The following is an 18130-nucleotide window of genomic DNA, read 5'->3' as shown; positions in this document are numbered from 1 at the left end:
CGATAAATGTGTCGGATCGGAGGAACGCCCCGCCGTGCACACCGACATCCCACTGCACTCACCGGAGTTCTATGCCGGCGACCCGTATCCGGCCTACCGGGAGCTGCGTGCGACATCGCCGGTGCATTGGAACGACGTGACCGGATTCTGGGCGCTGCTCAAGTACGAGGACATCCGGTTCGTGTCGAGCAACCCGGCGCTGTTCACTTCCACCAAGGGCATCAGCATTCCGGACCCGGACATGCCGAACCCGGTGCAGGACGGCAACCTCATCTTCACCGATCCGCCGCGGCACCGGCAGATGCGCAAGCTGATCAACGCCGGCTTCACCCGGCGCCGGGTTTCGGTGCTCGAGCCCAAGATCCGCGAGATCGTGCGCGGCATCCTCGACGAGGTCGAACCCGACACGGTGCACGAATTCGCCGAGGAGATCGCCGCCCCGCTGCCCACCCGGATGATCGCCGAGCTGATCGGTGCGCCCGCCGAGGATTGGGAGCAGTTCCGGACCTGGTCGGACGCGGCCACCGGGACCGCCGACCCCGAGATCGAACTCGACGCGTTCGTGGCCATGGGCCAGCTGTTCGAGTACTTCCAGAAGCTGATCGCCGCCCGGCGCGCCGATCCACGCGACGACCTGCTCTCGGTGCTGGCGGCGGCCGAGATCGACGAGCACCGGCTCAGCGACGAGGATCTGCTCAACTTCGCCTTCCTGCTGCTGGTGGCCGGCAACGAGACGACCCGCAACCTGATAGCGCTGGGCACCCTGGCCCTGATCAACCACCCCGACCAGGCCCGCCTGCTGGTCGAGGACCCCACGTCGATTCCGGTCGCAGTGGAAGAGATGCTGCGGTGGAACAGCCCGGTGGTCAGCATGTCGCGGGTGGCGACCGCCGACGTCGACATTCGCGGCCGGCTGATCCGGGCCGGCGACGTGGTGACGATGCTCTACGGGTCGGCCAACCGCGACGAAGACGTATTCGGGGCTGACTCAGAGGACTTCAAGGTCACGCGCCATCCGAATCCGCACATCGCGTTCGGCTGCGGTGAACATTCCTGCATCGGTGCGCAATTGGCGCGGCTGGAGGCGACCGTGCTGTTCGAGGAGTTGCTGCGGCGCTTCCCGCGCCTGGACCTGGTCGGCGACGTCGACCGGATGAAGGCCACGATGGTGCCCGGGGTCAAGCGGATGCCGGTACGGCTGGGGGTCTGAGACATGGATCTCGAATACACCCCGGAACAGCAACGGCTGCGCGCCGAGATGCGTGCCACACTGCAACAGGTGATGACACCCGAACGCGTCGCGGCGATCGGCAAGAACATCGAGGGCGGCCCCGCTGTCCGGGACTGCGTACGCGCGCTGGCAGCGGCCAACCTGCTTGGCGTGGGATGGCCCAAAAAATATGGTGGACAGGGTTTTTCGGCAATCGAGCAGTACATCTTCGGCGAGGAGGCCCGCCGGGCCGGGGCACCGATCCCGTTGGTGACGCTCAATACCGTCGGTCCGACGTTGATGCAGCGCGGCACCGAGGAGCAGAAGCAGAAGTTCCTGCCGGCCATTCTGGACGGCAGCGTCGAATTCGCGATCGGTTACTCCGAACCCGGCGCAGGCAGTGACCTGGCCTCGGTGCGCACCACCGCCGTCCGCGACGGCGACGAATACGTTATCAACGGCCAGAAGATGTTCACCAGTGGCGCGGCCTACGCCGACTACATCTGGCTGGCGGTCCGCACCGATCCGAATGTGAAGAAGCACAAGGGAATCTCGATTCTGATCGTGCCGACGTCGGCGCCGGGTTTCTCCTGGCAGCCGCTGCACACCATGCCGGGCATCTCGACGTTCTACACGTTCTACGACAACGTGCGGGTTCCGGTCAGCGCGCTGGTCGGCGAGGAGAACCAGGGGTGGGAACTGATTACCACCCAGTTGAATTTCGAACGCGCCGCGCTGGGCAACCTGGGCGCACTCGAGCCGTTGTTCGAAAAGACGGTGGCCTGGGCGACCGAGACCGAACTCGACGGTGCCCGCGTCATCGACCAGCCCTGGGTCCAGCTGGCACTGGCCCGGGTCGAAGCTGAGGTCGCTGCCTACAAGCTGGTCAATCTGCGGGTGAACGCCGCGATGACCAAAGGTGTGCTGAACATGGGTGAAGCTTCGGCGGCGAAGGTGTTCGGCACCGAACTCACCCAGCAGGTGGCCCGTCAGCTGCTCGAGGTGCTCGACGGCAACGGAGTGCGCCGCGGCGCGGACGCTCCGCTGCGGGGCGCCCTGGAATCGGCGTACCGGCAGGCCGTGATCAACACGTTCGGCGGCGGCGCCAATGAAATCCAGCGTGACATCATCGCGATGGCGGGACTGCGCATGCCGCGCGCACCTCGTGATCTTCGCGCGGCCGCAGACAAAGGAGGATCGACCTAAGTGACCGACGCAGAAGTGCAAGACAGGGTGCGGGCCCTGGTCGGCAAACCGACCGGCGGCACCGGAAAGCCCTCGGTGGCTCCAGATCCGGTCAATCAGCCGATGATCCGGCACTGGGCCTACGCCATGGACGACCTGAATCCGGTGTACATCGACCCTGATTTCGCGGCGACCTCGCGGTTCGGTGGCATCGTCTCGCCGCCGGTGATGCTGCAGACCTGGACCATGCCCTCGCCGAAGCTGGACGGGATCGGGGACCGCGGGGGCGCGCCCGTCGAAATCAGGAGCAACCCAACGGCTTTCCTGGACGAGGCCGGATACCGCAGTACGGTGGCCACCAATTCCGAATTCGAGATCGAGCGTTATCCGCGGCTGGGCGACCTGATCAGCGCGACGACGGTCTACGAGTCGGTGTCGGAGGAGAAGAAGACGGCGCTGGGCACCGGATTCTTCCTGACCTGGCTGACCACCTATACCAATCAGGACGGCGAAGTGCTTGGGCGACAACGTTTCCGGGTCCTGCGATTCAAGCCGGCCAACTGATGACCACCCGGATGGCGCCCACCATCAGCGCCGACACCGAGTTCTTCTGGAACGGATTGAAGCAGAACAAACTCCTGATCCAGCGCTGCAGCGGCTGTGCGACGCTGCGGCACCCGCCCCGGCCGATGTGCGCGCAGTGCCGCTCGCTGGAGTGGGAGCCGATCGAGGCGTCCGGGCGCGGCACGGTGTACAGCTACGTGATGCCGCACCAGCCGCGCGTCCCGTTCTTCGACTACCCCTACATCGTGGTGTTGGTCGAACTCGAGGAAGGGGTTCGGCTGGTGTCCAACCTGACCGACATCGATCCGGCTGAGGTGGAAGTCGGTATGCCGGTGCAGCTGTACTTCCAGACCTACGACAACGACTTGACGCTGCACCAGTTCCGGCCGAGTCGGTAGCCATGGATTTCACCTTCACCGAAGAGCAGGAAACCATCGCCAAGCTGGCCCGGGAGATCTTTGATCGCCGGGCCACACCGGAACGGCTCACCGAACTGGAGGCCGGTGACACGCGCTACGACGAGGCCCTGTGGAAGGAACTCGCCACCGTCGACCTGCTCGGGACCGCACTGCCGGAATCGTTCGGCGGCAACGGTGGTGGCTTCGTGGAACTCGGCGTGCTGCTGGCCGAAGTCGGGTGGGCGGTGGCCCCGGTGCCGGCCTACCCGACGCTGGTGCTGGGCGCCGACCCGATCGCCCGGCACGGCAATCCCGGCCAACAGCACCGTTTCCTGCCCGATGTCATTGCCGGGCAACGCATCCTGACGGCCGGCCTGGCCGAGCCCGGCCGGTCCGACCCGACACGTCCGGCCACCACCGCCCGCCGCGACGGCGCGACCTGGCGCCTGGACGGGGCCAAAGAACTGGTGCCGGCTGCGCAACTGGCCGACACGGTGCTGATTCCGGCAGCGGTCGACGACGGGAACGTCGCGGTGTTCCTGGTGGCGACAGACGCACCCGGGGTCGAGGTCCGGGCGGTGCCGACCACCGATCGCGAACCGCACGCCGACGTACTCCTGGCCGGTGCAACCGTTTCCGACGACGACCGGATCGACGTCGACGTAGCGGCGCTGTACACGCGCGCACTGGTCGCGCTGTGCGCGGTCCAGCTCGGCGTCGCCGACCGGGCCCTGCACATCGCCGCCGAATACACCACCGGGCGGGAACAATTCGGCCGGCCGATCGGCAGCTTCCAAGCCGTGCAACAGCGGATGGCCGACGCCTTCATCGATGTCGAGGCGATCCGCTGGACCACCTGGCATGCGGCGTGGCTGATCGGCGCCGGGCAATCCGCCGACCGGGCGGCCCGCATCGCCAAATTCTGGGCCGCCGACGCCGGGGCCCGGGTCACCGCCACAGCCCAACACGTGCACGGCGGCATCGGGATCGACACCACCTATCCGCTGCACCGCTACTTCCTGTGGGCCAAACACAACGAGCTGACCCTGGGCCCGGCCTCCCAGCAACTTGCCCGCCTCGGCGCGACCTATTCGGAAGGACGCTAGATGACGACCACCGCCAGCCGGACCAGCACGTTGAAGTGGGCTGACATCGAGGTCGGTGACGAGCTCAGTCCCCTCGAAATCCCTGTCGACACCACGAAGATCGTGGCCGGGGCGATCGCCTCACGCGACTTCATGCCCGTGCACCACGACCGCGACTACGCCAAGAAGCAGGGCTCCCCCGACCTGTTCATGAACATCCTGACCACCAACGGGTACTGCGTGCGATTCCTCACCGACTGGGCCGGCCCCGAGGCGATGGTGAAGAACCTCGCGATTCGCCTTGGCGTGCCGTGCTTTCCGGGCTCCAGGCTGAGCTTCACCGGCAGCGTGTCCGCCAAGAACCCCGGCCAGGACGGCGAGAATTTCGTCGAGGTCACCTTCCGCGGCTCCAACAATCTCGGCGATCACGTCTCGGGCACCGCGGTGCTCAGTCTGCTGGACGGGCCGCAGGCATGAGCAGCACGCAACGGGGCACCCTCGCCGGCCACTGTGCAATAGCCGGGATCGGGCAGACCGAGTTCTCCAAGGAGTCCGGCCGCAGCGAGCTCCAATTAGCTTGCGAGGCAGTCAGTGCCGCGCTCGACGACGCCGGTCTGGCGCCGGCCGATGTCGACGGCATGGTCACCTTCACCATGGATTCCAGTGACGAGATCGAGATTGCCCGCAACGTCGGCATCGGCGATCTAAGCTTCTTCAGCCGGGTACACCACGGCGGTGGCGCGGCCGCCGGCACCGTGGTGCACGCCGCGATGGCGGTCGCGACCGGCGTCGCCGACGTGGTGGTGTGCTGGCGGGCCTTCAACGAGCGCTCGGGTTTCCGGTTCGGCGGCAGCGGGCGCACCAGTGCCGAGACGCCGCTGTTCATGGCGCACTATGCGCCGTTCGGTCTGATCACGCCGGCGGCGTGGGTGGCGCTGCACGCCCAGCGCTATATGTCCACCTACGGCGTCACCAACGAGGACTTCGGACGCATCGCCGTCGTCGACCGCGCGCACGCCGCCCGCAACCCCGACGCGTGGTTCTACGAGCGTCCGATCACGCTGGAAGACCATCAGAACTCGCGCTGGATCGTCGAACCCGTGCTGCGCCTGCTGGATTGCTGCCAGGAGAGCGACGGTGGCGTGGCGCTGGTGGTCACCAGCGCCGAGCGGGCGCGCGACCTGCGTCGACCGCCGGCGATCATCGCGGCGGCCGCCCAGGGCGCGGCAGCCAACGGCGAGATGATGACCAGCTACTACCGCGACGACATCACCGGACTCCCGGAGATGGGCGTCGTCGCCGACCGGCTCTGGCGTGACTCCGGGCTCAAACCGGCCGACATCCAAACCGCGTTCATCTACGACCATTTCACGCCGTTCGTGTTCACCCAGCTGGAAGAACTCGGCTTCTGCGGGCGCGGCGAGGCCAAGGACTTCGCCACCGTGGAGCGGCTGTCGCTGGGTGGTGAGTTCCCGATCAACACCAACGGCGGCCTGCTCGGCGAGGCCTACATCCACGGCATGAACGGCATCACCGAAGGTGTCCGGCAGGTCCGCGGCACGTCGTACAACCAGGTCGAGGGTGTCGAGCACGTACTGGTCACCTCGGGCACCGGGGTGCCCACCAGTGGGCTGATCCTCGCCCGGGACGGCTAGCCCGATGACCCAGGCTTCCACTTCCACCGCGACGCGTGACCTCATCCTGGAATCTGCGTATGCCTGCTTCCGCAAGCACGGGCTGTTGAAGGCGACGATCGTCGACATCGCCCGGGAGGCGGGGGTGTCCCGCAGCACCATCTACGAGTATTTCCGCGACAAGGGCGAGATTCTGGAGGCGTGCGCCGAACATGCCTCCGAGCAGTTCTACCGGGAGATGTCCCGGGCGATGGCGCCGGGCAGTTCGCTGGAGGACAAACTCGCCAATGCGGCGGTGTTCGTCACCCAGGCCCGCAGGGCCATCGCCTCTGAGGAGTACTTCGACGAAGATGCGATCAGCCTGCTGCTGACCAAGGACGCCGCGGTGCTGTTGCGGGAATGCATCGACTTCTTCGCGCCCTACCTGTCGGCCGCGAAACTCACCGGTGAGGTCCGCAAAGACCTCGACGTCGAATCGGCCGGCGAATGGTTCGCCCGAATCCTGTTCTCGTTGTTCAGCACTGCCTCACCGATCCGCGATATGGGCGATCCCGCAGTGGTGGCCGAATTCGTCAGCGCGCACGTGGTGCGCGGATTCGCCAGCGACACCACGCGTCGCGGCCCGTTGCGGAGTCGGTGAGCCGAGCCCGGCCGTCGGCGTCACTTTTGCCCGCCGGCAGGGCCGAGGCGCAATAGTTATCCTCACGCTGAACGTAACGGCAAGAGTTGCAGCGGTTTTGCGTCCGGTTAGGCTGCGATCGTGGTCGATCATCCCTCGTCGTATCTGGTGCTGGCTTCCCAGCGCAGCGGGAGCACCCTGCTGGTCGAATCGCTGCGCGCGACCGGGGTGGCCGGCGAACCACAGGAGTTCTTTCAGTACCTGCCCAGCACCAGTCAGTCCCCGCAGCCCCGGCAGTGGTTCGCCGACGTCGACGACGAGTCGATCCTGAGCCTGCTGGATCCGTTGGACGAGGGCAAACCCGACCTCGCACCTGCCGAAATCTGGCGCGACTACATCCGCACGGTGGGCCGCACGCCCAACGGCGTGTGGGGTGGCAAGCTGATGTGGAACCAGACGCCACTACTGCTGGACCGGGCCGCCGCGTTGCCGGACCGCTCCGGCGAGGGGCTGTTGTCGGCTATCCGCGACGTGGTCGGCGAGGATCCGCTGCTCATCCACATTCACCGCCCCGATGTCATCTCGCAGGCCGTGTCGTTCTGGCGTGCGGTGCAGACCCGGGTCTGGCGCGGACGGCCCGACCCGGTCCGCGACGCCCGCGCCACCTATCACGCCGGCGCGATCGCGCACGTCGTCACAATGCTGCGGGCGCAGGAGGAAGGCTGGCAGAACTGGTTCGCCGAGGAAAACGTCAAGCCGATCGAGATCTCCTATCCGGTGTTGTGGCGCAACCTGACTCAGGTAGTGGGCGACATCCTGGAGCAGTTGGGCCTCGATCCCCGGCTGGCACCCGAACCGGTACTGCAGCGCCAAGCCGATCAGCGTTCCGACGACTGGGTGGACCGTTATCGTGCTGACGCCGAAAGAGAAGGACTACCAACATGATTCGTGCCAACCACGATGCACGGCGAAACGGACAGGAGCCGCACCGATGACGACAGCGGTAGAAGCGCGGCGTGTCGACGAGCTGCGACTGCTGGAAGCCGAGGCGGTCCACATCATCCGCGAAGTGGTCGCCGAGCTGGAGCGCCCGGTGTTGCTGTTCTCCGCCGGCAAGGACTCCATCGTGCTGCTTCGGCTGGCGGAGAAGGCATTTCGGCCACTGCCGTTGCCGTTCCCGGTGATGCACGTCGACACCGGGCACAACTTCCCCGAGGTCATCGAGTTCCGGGACCGCCGGGTCACCGGCGAGGGCCACAAGCTGATCGTCGCGTCGGTGCAGGAGTCCATCGACAACGGCCGGGTACCCGATCCCGGCCCGTCGGCTTCCCGCAACCGGGCCCAGACCCGCACCCTGCTCGACGCACTCGAAGCAGGCGGCTTCGACGCGGCGTTCGGCGGCGCCCGCCGCGACGAGGAACGCGCCCGGGCCAAAGAACGGATTCTGAGTTTCCGCGACGAGTTCGGCCAGTGGGATCCGCGCGCGCAGCGTCCGGAGCCGTGGTCGCTCTACAACGGCCGGATCAAGAAGGGCGAACAGGTCCGGGTGTTCCCGCTGAGCAACTGGACAGAACTCGACGTGTGGCGCTACATCGAGCTGGAAGACCTTGAAATACCGTCGATCTACTACGCGCACGAGCGCGAGGTGTTCGCGCGGGACGGCATCCTGCTGGCGGTGTCGGAGTACACCAGCCCGGCCGACGGCGAAGAAGCGAAGAAGGAATGGGTGCGGTACCGCACCGTCGGCGACCTGACCATCACCGGAGCGGTGCGCTCCGAAGCCACCGACATCACCGGTGTGATCACCGAGATCTCGGCGGCCACGGTGTCCGAGCGCGGCGAGACGCGGGCCGATGACCGCACGTCGGCCGCCGCGATGGAGGACCGCAAGCGAGAAGGGTACTTCTGATGACTGTTTCCGAGAAGGCCGAGAAGGCCGAGAAGGTCGACAAGATCGTGCATCCCAAGGGTGTGACGCGTCAGCTGCTGCGGATCACCACCGCGGGTTCGGTGGACGACGGCAAGAGCACCCTGATCGGCCGGCTGCTGCACGACACCGACAGCCTGCCGCTGGACCACCTCGAAGCCGTCACCGACGACGAGGGCGTCGCCGACCTCGCGGCACTGTCCGACGGTCTGCGCGCCGAACGCGAGCAGGGCATCACCATCGACGTCGCGTACCGCTTCTTCTCCACCGAGACCCGCAGCTACATCCTGGCCGACACCCCCGGCCACGAGCGCTACACCCGCAACATGTTCACCGGGGCCTCCAACGCGCACGTCGCGGTCCTGTTGGTGGATGCGCGCGAAGGCGTGCTCCGCCAGACCCGCAGGCACGCGCGGATCGCAAAGTTGTTGGGTATCAAGCATTTTGTCGCGGCGGTGAACAAGATCGACCTGATCGACTTCGACCAGGCTAAGTTCGCCGAGGTGGAGGAGCAACTGAGTCAGGTCGCGGGACGGCTGGGCGAGGTGGACCTCAAGGTGATCCCGCTCGCGGCCAAACACGGCGACAACGTCGTGCACCGTTCCGACCGGACACCCTGGTATGACGGCCCCACGCTGCTGGACTACCTGGAGGGCGTCGAGCTGGCCGCGCCGCAGGCCGAAGCCTCCCGGCTGCGCCTGCCGGTGCAGTGGGTTTCGCGCCCGACCGACCACCAGCGCCGCCGCTACACCGGGCGGCTGGCGGCGGGCACGCTCAGCGTCGGCGACCCGGTGATCTCGCTGCCCGCGGGCACCACGTCGACGGTGACGGCCCTGGACACCCTCGACGACGACCGCAAGACCGCGGTGGCCCCGCTTTCGGTGTCGATCGAACTGGAAGACGATATCGACGTCGGCCGGGGCGACGTCCTGGTCAGCGGGGCCGAGGACGCGGTCCTGCCGGTGCTGGCCCGGGAACTCGACGCCACCGTGTGCTGGTTCATCGACAACCCGCTGCGGGCCGGCGACCGGTTGGCGCTCAAGCAGACCACCCGGACGGTGCGGACCACCGTGCAGGAACTGCACTCGCGCCTGGACCCCGAGACGCTCGACGAGATCGACCAGCCGGTTGAGTTGACACTCAACGACATCGGCACCGTGACGCTGCGGACCAGCTCGATCATCATCGCAGATCCCTACACCGACAACCGCGACAGCGGCGCGTTCATCCTCATCGACGAAACCACCAACGACACCGTCGGCGCCGGCACCATCATCGAGGCCCGGGAGGTCAAGCCGGGCGCCAGCCAGCGCACCGACATCCGTTGGCACCCTTCGGCGTTGGACCGCAAGCACCGTTGGAAGGCGACCGGGCAGCCGGGTGCCACCATCTGGTTCACCGGTCTGCCGGCATCAGGGAAGTCCACCGTCGCGGTGGCCGTGGAACGTGCGCTCGTCGAATCCGGGCGCGTCGCCTACCTGCTCGACGGCGACAACCTGCGCCACGGACTGTCCGACGATCTGGGCTTCTCCCCCGGCGACCGCACCGAAAACATCAGGCGGGTAGGGCATTTGACACGGTTGCTGGCCGACGCCGGCGTGGTGGCCCTCGCCTCGCTGGTGTCGCCGCTCAAATCCGACCGCGAAACCGCCCGCGCCCTCAACGACGCCGCCAAACTGCCGTTCATCGAGGTGCACATCTCCACCTCGCTCGAAGAGTGCGAGAAGCGCGACCCCAAGGGGCTGTATGCGCGGGCGCGCAGCGGCGAACTGAAAGGCCTGACCGGGGTGGATGCCCCCTACGAGCCCCCGGAGAACGCTGACCTGGTGCTCGACACCACCGGCGCCGACATCGACGAGCTCGCCGCCCAGGTGATCAGGCTGCTCGACGAGCGCAGCCCACGCAGCGGCTAGGTAGCGGCGGTGGCGCTGTCCTTGGCATGCGCGGCCGTGTAGACCTCGGCCAGAAACTGCTCCACCGCCACCGCGGCGTGCGCGGCCCGGGCGGAGCCGAAGATGTCGAAAGCATGCTGAGCACAAGGCAATTCGGCGTATACGACCGGCTGGCGGCTGACCTCGCGCAGCCGCGCGACGAAGCTGCGGGCCTGCTCCACCGGGATCAGCGAGTCGTTGACGCCGTGCAACACGAAAAAGGGCGGCGCGTCCTCGGAAACGTGCGTGATGGACGACGCCAGGCGGAACGGTTCGACGATCTCCTTGCGGCCGAGCTTGAACACCCGCTTGGCCATCATCGCGTGCATCATCGGATGTACCGCGTCGTCGCGGGTGAAGTCGTAGAACCCGTAGAACGGCACCGCCGCCTGCACCCGGGTGTCCAATTCTTCGAAGCCCGGCTGAAACAACGGGTAGTTCGGGGTGAGTGCGGCAAGGGAGGACAGGTGCCCGCCGGCCGAACCGCCGGTGATCGCGATCCAGTCCGGGTCGCCGCCGTACTCGGCGATGTGTTCCTTGGTCCAGGCGATGGCGCGCTTGACGTCCGCGATCTGGTCGGGCCAGGTGGACCGCGGGCTGAGCCGGTAGTTGACCGATACGCAGACCCAGCCCAGCTCGGCCAGGTGACTCATCAGCGGATGCGCTTGTCCGCGTTTGTTTCCCACCATCCAGGCGCCGCCATGCACCTGCAGCAGCACCGGGGCTTTGCCGCCACGGTCCAGATCGGGCCGTCGCCAGATGTCGAGGTGGTTGCGCGAACCGTACTCCCCGTAGCTGATGTCGGAGTCGTGCGCGTAATCGCGCCAGATCCGCAGCATGCGGGCCGGGCCGGGTTTCTTCGCCGTCGCACCGTCGGGCGCCGGCCGCTTCCACAGGTCGCCGGACTCGGTGCGGCGGCCGGGACCCAGGCCTTCATCCAGTGCTGCGGTCAGGGGTTCGTCGGCCTGCCGTCCCGCGCGGGCCAGACCCAGCAGGCCCAGCCAGGACGCCGCCGACAGCAGCCAGCTGAACCCGAGCACGCGGGCCGGCAACCCCCGGGACAGCGCGGCCAGCGCCGCGAAGTGTGCGGCCAGCGACGGCAGCGGAAGTTCGGAGGCGAACAGCCCGAAGCCGAACGCATATCCGGCCCCGTACCCGCGCTTGCTCAGCGGCCGGTAGCCGTTGGCGGTGAACACCACCCCGGCCAGAGACACCAGTACCGCTGCGATCCGCTGCACGGCTTTCCTCCCCAATCATCAAGTCCTGTCGAACTTAGAGTCAGCCGGTCTCGCCGGCTGCACCCGCCCCTCCTGCGTCGTGGGTCTCCACGGGCTCCTCGACCACGCTATAGCTGGGGTCGACCATCCACATCGGCCGATTCCCGCTCTGCCGGGCCTTGCCGGTGACGCGCAGCAGTTGGCCGGGCGCAATGTCGTCGCCGCCGCGTCCCGGACGGAACCTGATGCGCACCTCTCCGCTGTCGTCGCCGAGCACGATCCACCGGAACGTCCCGCGGCGCTTGGCGATGTCCTCGACCTCGGTGACCCGGCCCTCGACAGTGGCCCGCTGGCCGGGGATCAGCCCGGCCACCGTGATCACCGAGGACGACGAGGCCGGATGTTCGTAATTCTCCACGCGCCGGTCCTCACCCTGGGAGATCCACGCCTCGAGCTTGTCGATCTCGCGGGCGATGCGCTGTTCGAAGCGCTCGGGGTAGGCATCCTTGATCCGGGACTGCACGTCGTAGGGCACGATGGTGGCCGCCGCGTCGGGGATGAGGCTGACGGCTCGGGCGATCTTGTCCGCGGTGCGGTCGTGCAGCAACCGCCCCAGCAGCGGCGCATAGGTCCGACGCGGCAGCAGCACCGTCACGTTGGTGTCGGGACTTTCTTTGCTCGACTTCGCGACCAGCAGCTGGGCGGCGCGGTTGACGCGCCGGTCCGGACAGTCCACCAACCGCAGCCGGGTGTCGAGTTCGAAGTCTTCCCAACGCTTTCGGAGCTGAGCGGCATGGATCGCGTCGACCATGAAGTGCACCGCGATCAGCTCGTCGGCCCGCAGCCCTTTTCCGTACCGCAGCGCTTCGAGCACGGCCAGGTCGACGGAGTTCACGAAGATGAACACCCGGTGCCGCGCATACTTGACCAGCTCGGGCCGGTCGGTGCGGAACATCTCGAGAATGGCGGCCTCGGCCCGGTATTCACGGTTGAGCCGGATGAGCATGAACACCAGCAGCGGGAAGACGATCACCACCAGCCACGCACCCTCGGTGAACTTGGCGACCGCGAAGATGCCGACCACGACCGTCGACAGGATCCCCGCCGAGAGGTTGATCGCCAACCGACGCCGCCAACCCGGTTCCCGTTCTCGCAGATGGTGTTTGGTCATCCCGTAACCGGCCATCGAGAATCCGGTGAACACGCCGATCGCGTAGAACGGGACCAGCGCGTTGACCGATCCGCCGGTCGTCACCAGCAGCACCACCGAAAGCCCGGTCAGCGCGATGATGCCGTTGGAATACACCAACCGGTGCCCGCGCTTCATCAGCTGCCGGGGCAGGAATCGGTCCTCGGCAACGAAACTGGCCAGTGCCGGGAAGCCGTTGAAACTGGTGTTGGCGCCGGTGAACAGAATGGCCGCCGTCGACGCCTGGACCAGGAAGAAGCACACGTCGCCCACGGCGCCGTGGCCAAATACCGCGCGTCCGATCTGGGAGAGCACCGAAGGGTATTCGGAGAGGTACGGCGTGGCGTGGGTGGCATAGGCGAGGTAGGCGACACCAGCCAGCAGGAAACCCAGGATGCAGGCCATGGCGGTCAGCACCCGACGGGCGTTGCGCCCCTGCGGTTTCTGGAACACCTCGACGGTGTTGGAGATGGCTTCGACACCGGTCAGCGACGAACCGCCGTTGGCGAACGCGCGCAGCAATACCAGGATCGTCGCGCCCATCACCAGACCGTCGCCGTGCTGCACCGGCACCGCTCCGCTCAGATGCTGCGCGTCGTAGGTCGGCAGACCCCAGACGAGATGCCGCACAACGCCGGTCACGATGGTGGCGGCGATCATGAGGATGAACAGATAGGTCGCCGCCGCGAACGGTTTGCCCGCCTCCCGCATGCCGCGCAGATTCAGATAGCAGATCAGCAGGACGACGCCGATGGTGATCTCCAGGCTGAACGGGCCCAGCTTCGGCAATGCCGACACCACGGCCACCGTGCCGGCCGCGGACTGCACCGCCACCGTCACCACATAGTCGATCAGCAGCGCCGCAGCGGACACCTGGGCGACCTTCGGCCCGAAGTTGTCCCGCGCGACGATGTAGGAGCCGCCGGCCCGGGTGTAGGCCATCACCACCTGCCGGTAGGACGCGGCCACCAGCACCAGGATCAACAGGATGACCCCGGTGATCGGCAGCAGCAACGCGAACGCTGCCAGCCCGGCCTGCGGCAGCAGTTCGATCAGGATCTGCTCGGGGCCGTAGGCTGTCGACGAGATCGCATCCGGGGACAGCGCGCCGAGGGCGACGGGATTGGACAACCGCTCGTTGTTCAGCTCCTCGGTGATCAGCGGCTTGCCGAGGAACACCCGTTTGACGATGTCGCTCAACGTCAGCGGGATCCGCAGCTTGCCGACCGAATCGTCTGCCGCATCCGTCACAGGTTGCATTCTGCCGTCCCGGGGACCAGGACCGAAGAGGCGACGCGCCCCGGACGAGCAGGGGAAACTAGCGCAGGCGGGCGACCGCGGCGTCGATGCGCTCGTCGGTGGCGGTCAGCGCGATGCGCACGTGCCCGGCACCGGCGGGACCGTAGAAGTCACCGGGGGCCACCAGGATGCCGCGCTCAGCGAGCCAGGCGACGGTTTCGTGGCATCCCTCTCCCCGGCCGGCCCACAGGTACAACCCGGCTTCGGAGTGGTCGATGGTGAAACCGGCAGCACGCAGCGCCGGCAGCAGCACCGCCCGCCGCTGCGCATACCGCTCCCGCTGAAGCTTCTCGTGGTCGTCGTCGTCCAGGGCGGCCACCATGGCCGCCTGCACCGGGGTCGGCACGATCATCCCGGCGTGTTTGCGCACCGCCAGCAGCTCGGCCACCACCGCGGCGTCCCCGGCGACGAAGCCGGCCCGGTAACCCGCCAGCGACGAAGTCTTCGACAGCGAATGCACCGCGAGCAACCCGGTATGGTCGCCGTCGGACACCGACGGATGCAGCACCGACAGCGGCTCGGCCGCCCAGGCCAGGCCCAGATAACACTCGTCGGAAGCCACCAGCACGCCGCGCTCGCGGGCCCAACCGACCACCTTGCGCAGGTGCTCGACGCCCAGCACCCGGCCCGTCGGGTTACTCGGCGAGTTCAGGTACACCAGCGCCGGGGTCTGCGGGCCCAGCTGGGTCAGCGAATCCGCGCGCACGATCTGCGTCCCGGCCAGCCGCGCACCCACGTCGTAGGTCGGATAGGCGAGCTCGGGCACCACGACAGTGTGCGAGGCGCCTAAGCCGAGCAACGTCGGCAGCCAGGCGATGAGTTCTTTGGTGCCGATCACCGGCAGTACCGCCGATTCGGCGAGGCCGGTGACGCCGTAGCGACGCGCCAATGCCGACACCGCGGCCTGCCGTAGTTGCGGCGTACCGGCGGTGGCGGGGTAACCCGACGCCGAGCTCGCGGCGGCCAGCGCCTCCTGGATCAGCGGCGCGACCGGATCCACCGGCGTGCCGACCGACAGGTCGACGAGGCCATCCGGGTGGGCGGCCGCGACGGCCTTCGGGCCGGCCAGGGTGTCCCACGGGAACTCCGGCAAGGACGCCGACACGGTCTGCCGGCGGTGCACCGGCGCGTTCAGTCCTCGCCCTGCGGAGGCAGATCCTTGACCGCTTGCGGGTCGTTCTCGGTCAGGCCGACCTTGGCCGCACCGCCCGGCGATCCGAGCTCCTCGAAGAAGTCGGCGTTGATCTGCGTGTACTGCCCCCACTGTTCGGGCACGTCGTCTTCGTAGTAAATCGCCTCGACGGGGCAGACCGGTTCGCAGGCACCGCAGTCGACGCATTCATCGGGGTGGATATAGAGCATCCGGGCACCCTCGTAGATGCAGTCGACCGGGCACTCCTCAATGCACGCCTTGTCTTTGATGTCGGTGCAGGGCTGGGCAATCACGTAAGTCACGGACGTCTCCTCAACGTGTCCTCCATGAACATATGGGCTGCATTTCGCCTCACCCAAGGGGCTTCTAGGTGAGCGTTCGGTTACTGATACTAGACGTTGCACATACACCCGGCGAAAGGGCACGCCCGTAGCTGTGTCCAGTCGGTGCCTCGGTGGTCTGTGACAATGGCCGGGTGACCGTTGGGCGAGTGATGCGGTGGTTCAGGACCGCGCCGCGGCAGCCACGCCACCTGCCCGAAGGCGTCGCACCCCGGCGCTGCGTCCAGGTCGCGAAACCGATCCTCCCGGGTTCAGCGGGCGCCCGCCGATGACCCCGTATCCGCACTTGCTGTCCCCGCTGGACCTCGGTTGCACCACCCTGCGCAACCGGGTGGTGATGGGGTCGATGCACACCGGGTTGGAAGACCGAGCCCACCACATCGACCGGTTGGCCGCGTATTTCGCCGAACGCGCCCGCGGCGGCGTCGGATTGATCATCACCGGCGGTTACGCCCCCAACCGCACCGGGTGGCTGCTGCCGTTCGCCGCCGACCTGACCAGCTCGCGCCAGGCCCGACGGCATCGCCGGGTCACCGGCGCAGTGCACGACGAGGGCGGCAAGATCCTGCTGCAGATCTTGCACGCCGGACGCTATGCCTACCACCCGCTTTCGGCGAGCGCGTCGTCAATCAAGGCCCCCATCAACCCGTTTCGCCCACGCGCGCTCACCGGCCGCGGCGTGGAGTCGACTATCGCGGATTTCGTGCGGTGTGCGGAGCTGGCCCGCGAAGCCGGCTATGACGGTGTCGAAATCATGGGCAGCGAAGGCTATCTGGTCAACCAGTTCCTGGCCCCGCGCACCAATGAACGCACCGATTCCTGGGGCGGCTCGCCGGCCAACCGGCGCCGGTTCCCGGTCGAAATCGTGCGGCGCACCCGCGCCGCCGTCGGCGACGACTTCGTCATCTGCTACCGGATGTCGATGGCCGACTATGTCGAAGACGGCCAGAGCTGGGACGAAATCGTCGCGCTGGCAACCGGCGTCGAAGCCGCCGGCGCCACCATCATCAACTCCGGGTTCGGGTGGCACGAGGCGCGGGTGCCGACGATCGTCACCTCGGTGCCCAACAGCGCGTTCGTGGACATCAGCAGCGCCCTGGCCGAACACGTGGGTATTCCGGTGGTTGCGTCCAATCGGATCAACATGCCGCAATCCGCCGAGCAGATCCTGGCCGACACCCAGGTTCAGCTGATTTCAATGGCGCGGCCGCTGCTGGCGGATCCGGAGTGGGTGCGCAAGGCAGCGGCCGACCGGCCCGCAGAGATCAACACCTGCATCGCCTGCAACCAGGCCTGTCTGGACCACGCGTTCGCCCACCAGACGGTGTCCTGCCTGCTCAATCCACGCGCCGGACACGAGACCACATTGGTGCTGGAGCCGGCCCGCCACACCCGCACCGTGGCCGTCGTCGGCGCCGGACCCGCCGGACTGGCCGCCGCGGTCGCCGCTGCCCAGCGCGGACACCGGGTCACGCTGTTCGACGCCAACGAGTTCATCGGCGGCCAGTTCGACCTGGCGCGGCGCATCCCGGGCAAGGAGGAGTTCAGCCACACCATCCGGTACTTCTCGACGATGCTGGCCAAGCTCGGCGTCGAGGTCCGGCTGAGCACCCGGGTGGGCGCCGCAGATCTCGTCGACCACGAGTCTGTCGTCCTGGCCACCGGCGTGACTCCCCACGTGCCGGCCATCCCCGGCATCGACCATCCCAAGGTGCTGACCTACGCCGAGGCCATCACCGGTGTCAAAGCAGTGGGAAAGACGGTGGCCGTCATCGGCGCTGGCGGCATCGGCTTCGACGTCAGCGAACTGCTCACCACCGACCGGTCGCCGACGCTGAACCTCAAAGAGTGGCGGGCCGAATGGGGGGTGGCCGATCCGCAGGAAGCCCGGGGCGCCCTGACTACTCCCCTGCCCGCGCCGGCGGTCCGCCAGGTGTACCTGCTGCAGCGCACGAAGGGCCGGCAGGGTAAGCGGCTGGGCAAGACCACCGGCTGGGTGCACCGCGCGTCGCTGCAGGCCAAGGGCGTGCAGCAACTCTCCGGAGTGAACTACGAGCGGATCAGCGACGACGGCCTGCACATCAGCTTCGGTGCGGACCGGCAGCGCCCGCAGGTGCTCGCGGTGGACCACGTGGTGCTGTGTGCCGGGCAGGAATCGGTGCGCGACCTGGCTGACGACCTGCGCAGCCGCGGCGTGGATCCGCACATCATCGGTGGTGCGGCGGTGGCGGCGGAGTTGGATGCCAAGCGAGCGATCAAACAGGGCACCGAGCTCGCGGCCAGGCTGTGAAAAACCTTTGAAGCCGGCTCATCGAGCACCGTCATCCGGCAGTTTCGCCCTCGGCGAAACTTCCGCCAGTACGGCTCTGACCTGCGGA

General features: G+C 67.4%; 16 protein-coding genes. 12 read left to right on the top strand and 4 right to left on the bottom strand.

Going from position 1 to position 18130, the window contains the following annotated elements:
- The first annotated feature begins 34 nt into the window (after window positions 1–34).
- From AC5Y5Z_RS18650 to cysC, 11 genes are all read left to right on the top strand, one after another.
- Complete coding sequence (locus tag AC5Y5Z_RS18650) at window positions 35–1210, top strand: cytochrome P450 (RefSeq protein ID WP_499926828.1); 1176 nt, start codon at window positions 35–37, stop codon at window positions 1208–1210.
- A 3-nt stretch (window positions 1211–1213) separates the two neighbouring features.
- Window positions 1214–2416: an acyl-CoA dehydrogenase family protein gene (locus tag AC5Y5Z_RS18645; protein ID WP_499926826.1), complete on the top strand. Its 1203-nt coding sequence runs from the start codon at window positions 1214–1216 to the stop codon at window positions 2414–2416.
- On the top strand, window positions 2417–2959 hold the full coding sequence (locus tag AC5Y5Z_RS18640) for an FAS1-like dehydratase domain-containing protein (protein ID WP_499926824.1): 543 nt from the start codon (window positions 2417–2419) through the stop codon (window positions 2957–2959).
- Entirely contained in the window at window positions 2959–3357 is a 399-nt protein-coding gene (locus tag AC5Y5Z_RS18635; RefSeq protein WP_499926822.1) for a Zn-ribbon domain-containing OB-fold protein, read from the top strand. The genes AC5Y5Z_RS18640 and AC5Y5Z_RS18635 overlap by 1 nt, the downstream gene beginning before the upstream one ends.
- Window positions 3358–3359: 2 nt before the next feature.
- A complete protein-coding gene (locus AC5Y5Z_RS18630; protein ID WP_499926820.1) occupies window positions 3360–4463 on the top strand; it encodes an acyl-CoA dehydrogenase family protein in 1104 nt (367 codons plus the stop codon).
- Window positions 4464–4919 carry a MaoC family dehydratase gene (locus AC5Y5Z_RS18625; protein WP_499926818.1) on the top strand — a complete coding sequence of 152 codons (456 nt, stop codon included), beginning with the start codon at window positions 4464–4466 and terminating at the stop codon, window positions 4917–4919.
- Complete coding sequence (locus AC5Y5Z_RS18620; RefSeq protein WP_499926816.1) at window positions 4916–6097, top strand: lipid-transfer protein; 1182 nt, start codon at window positions 4916–4918, stop codon at window positions 6095–6097. Before AC5Y5Z_RS18625 ends, AC5Y5Z_RS18620 begins: the two co-directional genes overlap by 4 nt.
- A 4-nt stretch (window positions 6098–6101) precedes the next feature.
- Window positions 6102–6716, top strand: coding sequence for a TetR/AcrR family transcriptional regulator (locus tag AC5Y5Z_RS18615; protein ID WP_463826734.1), 615 nt, complete (start codon window positions 6102–6104; stop codon window positions 6714–6716).
- A 120-nt stretch (window positions 6717–6836) separates the two neighbouring features.
- Window positions 6837–7640, top strand: a complete 804-nt coding sequence (gene stf0 / locus AC5Y5Z_RS18610; protein WP_463826735.1) for a trehalose 2-sulfotransferase — start codon at window positions 6837–6839, stop codon at window positions 7638–7640.
- A 46-nt stretch (window positions 7641–7686) separates the two neighbouring features.
- A complete protein-coding gene (gene cysD, locus AC5Y5Z_RS18605; RefSeq protein ID WP_463826736.1) occupies window positions 7687–8604 on the top strand; it encodes a sulfate adenylyltransferase subunit CysD in 918 nt (305 codons plus the stop codon).
- Window positions 8604–10535: an adenylyl-sulfate kinase gene (gene cysC / locus AC5Y5Z_RS18600; RefSeq protein ID WP_499926814.1), complete on the top strand. Its 1932-nt coding sequence runs from the start codon at window positions 8604–8606 to the stop codon at window positions 10533–10535. Before cysD ends, cysC begins: the two co-directional genes overlap by 1 nt.
- On the opposite strand, the gene AC5Y5Z_RS18595 is transcribed toward cysC, so the two are convergent.
- From AC5Y5Z_RS18595 to fdxA, 4 genes are all read right to left on the bottom strand, one after another.
- Window positions 10532–11791, bottom strand: a complete 1260-nt coding sequence (locus tag AC5Y5Z_RS18595; RefSeq protein WP_463826738.1) for an alpha/beta hydrolase fold domain-containing protein — start codon at window positions 11789–11791, stop codon at window positions 10532–10534. The two genes, cysC and AC5Y5Z_RS18595, sit on opposite strands and share 4 nt — an antisense overlap.
- 40 nt (window positions 11792–11831) lie before the next feature.
- Complete coding sequence (locus AC5Y5Z_RS18590) at window positions 11832–14210, bottom strand: APC family permease (RefSeq protein ID WP_463826739.1); 2379 nt, start codon at window positions 14208–14210, stop codon at window positions 11832–11834.
- 67 nt (window positions 14211–14277) lie between these two features.
- On the bottom strand, window positions 14278–15363 hold the full coding sequence (dapC, locus tag AC5Y5Z_RS18585; RefSeq protein ID WP_499926891.1) for a succinyldiaminopimelate transaminase: 1086 nt from the start codon (window positions 15361–15363) through the stop codon (window positions 14278–14280).
- A 26-nt stretch (window positions 15364–15389) separates the two neighbouring features.
- A complete protein-coding gene (gene fdxA, locus AC5Y5Z_RS18580; protein WP_463826740.1) occupies window positions 15390–15713 on the bottom strand; it encodes a ferredoxin in 324 nt (107 codons plus the stop codon).
- Window positions 15714–16020: 307 nt separating this feature from the next.
- Here fdxA and AC5Y5Z_RS18575 point away from each other — a divergent pair, with 307 nt between their 5' ends.
- Window positions 16021–18042, top strand: coding sequence for an FAD-dependent oxidoreductase (locus tag AC5Y5Z_RS18575; RefSeq protein WP_499926811.1), 2022 nt, complete (start codon window positions 16021–16023; stop codon window positions 18040–18042).
- Window positions 18043–18130: the final 88 nt, after the last annotated feature.

The sequence above is a fragment of the Mycobacterium sp. NGS29 genome, from assembly GCF_059812965.1.
The sequence above is the reverse complement of the archived record's forward strand: the minus strand, read 5'-3'. Positions and strand labels throughout refer to the sequence as shown.